The sequence below is a fragment of the Acinetobacter sp. ANC 3929 genome, assembly GCF_000369405.1.
Classification (GTDB): Bacteria; Pseudomonadota; Gammaproteobacteria; order Pseudomonadales; family Moraxellaceae; genus Acinetobacter.
The window spans coordinates 1-4,326 of sequence record NZ_KB849994.1; the positions used below are offsets into that span (position 1 = coordinate 1).

At 40.7% G+C, this 4,326-nt stretch carries 3 protein-coding genes and 2 pseudogenes; all 5 read left to right on the forward strand.

All coding sequences use genetic code 11. The features are described 5' to 3' along the window. Nucleotides 1–663, forward strand: a pseudogene (locus F909_RS19700) (hypothetical protein); the annotation flags it as partial. Further along, the gene (locus F909_RS19695; RefSeq protein ID WP_005144774.1) at nucleotides 664–1,029 is read left to right on the forward strand and encodes a hypothetical protein; all 366 of its coding nucleotides are present in this window, start codon (nucleotides 664–666) and stop codon (nucleotides 1,027–1,029) included. It begins immediately after the preceding pseudogene. A gap of 29 nt (nucleotides 1,030–1,058) precedes the next feature. Further along, nucleotides 1,059–1,934 carry a hypothetical protein gene (locus F909_RS19690; protein ID WP_005144775.1) on the forward strand — a complete coding sequence of 292 codons (876 nt, stop codon included), beginning with the start codon at nucleotides 1,059–1,061 and terminating at the stop codon, nucleotides 1,932–1,934. 201 nt (nucleotides 1,935–2,135) lie between these two features. After that, nucleotides 2,136–3,068: an IS5 family transposase gene (locus tag F909_RS19685; protein ID WP_081401891.1), complete on the forward strand. Its 933-nt coding sequence runs from the start codon at nucleotides 2,136–2,138 to the stop codon at nucleotides 3,066–3,068. Nucleotides 3,069–3,145: 77 nt separating this feature from the next. Continuing rightward, a pseudogene (locus F909_RS19680) lies at nucleotides 3,146–4,024 on the forward strand (PoNe immunity protein domain-containing protein); the annotation flags it as partial. Between the last annotated feature and the right edge of the window lie 302 nt (nucleotides 4,025–4,326).

Here is a 4,326-nt window from a genome sequence, read left to right on the forward strand (position 1 = left end):
CAGCAACGGATTCAGGCAGAACAAGCCACTTTAAAAAAAGCCACAGCCAATCTCAATGTTGACCTTGGACGATTGGAGGATGCCTTAAATTATTTGGCTTACCCAATTGCGATCAATGTACTTAGTCCATCCAGTGAAGATTCAGCCCAATATGATGCGGATCGGCAACTCATGCACATACAGGCATCCAGTACCAACACTGCGGGCTACTACGATTCGACCGTATCCAAGCTCAATCTAGTATTTAGTGCTTCGCCCAAGGATGCTGAAATCATTTTAGGCAATCTACGAGATGAACGAGATAAGCGGAATTATCTTGGTTTTATCTTGAGTATGCAGCAAGGGCAATTGGTTTTAGAACAAGCCATCCTCTATCAGCACAACAACAATGATGATCGCTATCTACGCCTTGCAACGATTAATCCGTCACAACTGTATTTGACCACCCGACCATTAAATGCAGATGAGTCAAATAAGAATCTCAATGCTGAACAGCCATACCCACTCCAACAAAAACTGCCTTTCCAGTTTGGGCTTAAGCATTACCGTAATCCTGAACAGCAACAAGCTGAGCCTGAACTCGAAGTTCGACTACCAACTGAAGAAGAACGGACACAACTCAGCTTAAATGCTGGGGCAAGTGATATCGAGGGGGCACTGTAAATGTTTGAGCTCTTTAAACATAAATCCGTTCGAAATATCCAACTCCTGTGCAGTCTGTTGTTACTTGGCAGCCTGTATGGATGTGGCAGCAAAGACATGCCAACTGAACTTCCCAAAGCAGATGCGGTGCTTCAGCTATTACATGCTCAAGATGCCTCAGTGATCCAGATCAAGTTACAGCAATGTCAGGTCGGCAATTTATTTGCAGGTCAAGAAGGCACCAGTGCCAAGTACGACATCTATCGCTGTCAGATCACGGTTGAACGCTTTGATGATGAATATAAGCAATCCTTCCTCAAAAATCAGGTCATTGATTTACGTCCTTATGATTCAGAGACAGGCTGGCAATTGGTTGCATCGAACTAAGTGCAATCACAAAGATGAAGAGCAAAATAATGATGGACTTTAATCAATTTAAACAACAGTTCCCGCAGTTAGATTTATTACAGGCTGATCCTGCTATTTTCCTAGCACCCCAAATTCCTATGAATAAGATTCTGGGAGCAATGAGTTATTTGCCTCCCCAAACCAAACCTGAACAGGTATTGATCTTGGTGGATGAAACGGTATTTGGTCATGGCAAGAATGGATTGTGTCTCACCACACAAGGCATCTATTTCAAGGAAGCCTTTGCCAATGCAAATGTCTATCCGATGAAAGCAATCACTTCAGTGGGTTATGCGATGGGAATGCTCAGTAAACAGTTAGTGATCAATGGCACAGTTAAAGTGACCTTGGCTCAGCCCGAAAAAGCGGGGTTAAGGCTATTGGCAGATTTCCTAAACCAATATTGTGCGCTTTATAAAACACAGACTAATTCATTGTCATCTGCATCTACACAGCAACAATATCAACAAAGCCAACCCACAACGATCCCAAACCTACAACCGATCATCAAACTGTATGCCTATTTATTACTGGGCTGGCGAGGTGAGTGGAGCAATCAGGTGAGGGCGTTGATGCGTCAGTTATTCGATCGTGAATTTGTCCATCCACAAGATCAGGCATTTCTAGAACGATTGATGCAACAAGATCAGCAGTTTAATTTTTTTGACCTCCTTGATGAAGTCACTGCGATTCAAAACAGCCTGCCACCCCAACTATGTCACAGCCTGCTTGAGGAAGTGTTGGTCTTGATGGAAAAAAGGAATTTTGAAGTTGAAACAGCACGAAGCCATTTCTTTCAGATCAGTAGCGCTTTAAATGTTGATCAAGCAACCGCCACAAGTATTCTTGCTCAATTTCCAGCATTTATAGCAGGGAATACTTAATCAAAATAAAGAAATTTCAAATACATATTACCTCTGTGAAGACCCAGTACCCAGTTAAGACACAAGCTGACTTGGTGCTGTTTAACATTCAAGAACGTAAACCGAATAAAGGAAAAATAATTGTGAAACGATTTTATAAATTGATACGGCTTTGTTGCACAAACCTATCTGTAAAGGGTTTTTCAGCGATATAATTTTCAAATGAAGAAGCCTGCACACAAAATCTACCGCACAACCAATTGGCCCGCATATAACCGAGCACTCATGAGTCGCGGAAATATTGCCATTTGGTTTGATCCTGCTACGCAATGGTATGCTCCATCAAAAGGCAAACAAGGGCGAAATCAAACCTACTCCGACGCAGCCATCCAATGCTGCTTAATGATTAAATCCTTATTCCGTCTGTCTTTACGTATGGTCACAGGCTTTGTGCAAAGTCTGATTAAACTTTGCGGATTAAATTGGATAGCTCCAGATTACACCACGCTTTGTAGAAGACAAAAGCATATTGATATTGTAATCAGCTACCAAAAAAGTAGCGATGGGCTGCATCTACTCATGGACTCTACAGGCATGAAGTTTCTAGGTGAGGGCGAATGGAAACGCAAGAAACATGGAGCTGAATATCGTCGCCAATGGCGTAAACTACATATTGGTATAGATGCCAAAACCCTACAAATACGCGCTATTCAGCTCACAACCAATAATGTCTGTGATTCACAGGTGCTTGGTGATTTACTTAATCAGATTCCACAAGATGAGCAGATTGACTCTGTTTATACCGATGGAGCTTATGACACCAAGCAATGCCGTCAGGTCATTGCAGATCGGCAAGCACATGCGGTGATTCCACCTAGAAAAAATGCGAAACCATGGAAAGATACAAAGAGTAGCTCGCTAGAGCGAAATGAATTACTTCGAACAATTAAACGTTTAGGTAGGACACTATGGAAAAAATGGTCAGGCTATCATCGGCGAAGTTTGGTTGAAACTAAGATGCATTGCATCAAATTATTAGGAGATAAACTCAGTGCAAGGAGTTTTGATAGCCAAGTGAATGAGATCCATGCACGTGTAGCAGTCCTTAACAGATTTACGGAATTAGGTCGCCCACTTACCCAAGTTACGCCTTAAATTTGGCTCAATTAGGGGCGCTTTGCATTTCAAATCTTTGTGCAACAAAGCCGAAACATAAAGCAAATGCCAAAGTTGGGAAAATAATATCTGCTGGTCATCAACGTTTACAAGATGTACTAAATTTAATGTCTCTACAATATTCAGCAGGTGGGGATATCACTTTTATTCAAGAGTTATATCCATATTTACTGCATTGGACTGAAGAATATGCTGAATCCAGTCATCTTTACAACTTAAGCTCTGATGCTGGTGGGCGCTATGTCTGGCATATTTCTTTAGGCACTGAGGATTATTGGTATATCGCTTTGCGTTTAATTTGCTTAGGTTTATTAACAGGTTATGCAGATCAAATGGATCGCATAATGCTCATCATTGATTACACAGAAGCAAGCCCTGAAGGACAAGAGAAAGATGGACTGATAGAACGTTTGATTGCGCCTTTTGTAGCAGATAGAGGGACGCCACCCAATGAAGCAAGACGCCATTTACCTTATCGAAAACTAATTAAAGTATTTAATGCTGAACCTGAGCATAGGTCTGCTTTAATTTTACAGTATTTAGAAGACTGGTATGAAGCCAGCCGTCGTGAACCCTACTATGATCAACATCCTCAAACTGATATTAATGAGGGTTTTTCATTTTTTGGTTATTGGTCATGGGAAGCTGCTGCTGTGACATGGTTATTGGGTATTGATGATACAAGCTATCGAGATCATCAATTCTACCCTAAAGATTTAGTGGATTTTGCACGATCACAAGGGAAGCAAGATACCACTGAGCCTGAGATTGAAAGGATTAAAGTAAAAGGTGGAGAAAAGTGTAGCAAAACTGGCTATTGGACTACGCCAGCACAACCTGAAACACGCCCTTACTTTAACCAAGGTGAGATTTTACCAACACTCCCTCACATGGATTGGGGTGAGGTTTATTGGTATTTTGATGGTGGTGAGTGATTGCTGTAAAAGGCAGGTTTATGAGAGTTCGAAAACTGATTTATTGTATAATTGGAATCGAACTCAAATATGTGTAAATATATGAGATGTAGTGTTGAAACAAGTAGAAACAAAGAAAACATAATGTAGTAAAAATAGTAGTAAAAAATTAAGTATGAAATTTTATTATTATTAAATATTAAGAACTTATTACTCTGATTGGACTGTCACCGCTTCCGCCAAATATTTAAATAAGCCCTTGTTTTTACAAGGGCTTGTTTTTTATCTATGATTTTACCCCTCAACCTACCCCTCATCAAACA